The organism is Odoribacter sp. N15.MGS-14, assembly GCF_000980245.1.
Lineage (GTDB): Bacteria > Bacteroidota > Bacteroidia > Bacteroidales > Marinifilaceae > Odoribacter > Odoribacter splanchnicus.
Genome location: NZ_LARE01000205.1, coordinates 1 through 419, shown reverse-complemented (window position 1 = coordinate 419; position 419 = coordinate 1). Strand labels below are relative to the sequence as shown.

Here is a 419-nt window from a genome sequence, read left to right as displayed (position 1 = left end):
GGTTTGGCACCTCGATGTCGGCTCATCGCATCCTGGGGCTGTAGCAGGTCCCAAGGGTTGGGCTGTTCGCCCATTAAAGCGGTACGCGAGCTGGGTTCAGAACGTCGTGAGACAGTTCGGTCCCTATCCGGCGTGGGCGGAGGATATTTGAGAGGAGCTGTCCTTAGTACGAGAGGACCGGGATGGACGGACCACTGGTGTATCTGTTGTCGACCAACGGCATGGCAGAGTAGCCAAGTCTGGAAGGGATAAACGCTGAAGGCATCTAAGCGTGAAGCCCCCCTCAAGATGAGATATCCCTCCTTCGGGAGTAAGACCCCTTGAAGACTACAAGGTAGATAGGGCAGAGGTGGAAGCATGGCAACATGTGGAGCTGACTGTTACTAATAGGTCGAGGGCTTAATCTGGTTAATAACGAA

At 54.4% G+C, this 419-nt stretch carries 1 rRNA gene; it reads left to right on the top strand.

From position 1 onward, the window contains the following. Positions 1-407 (top strand): 23S ribosomal RNA (locus WS34_RS15180); the annotation flags it as partial. Positions 408-419 lie beyond the last annotated feature (12 nt).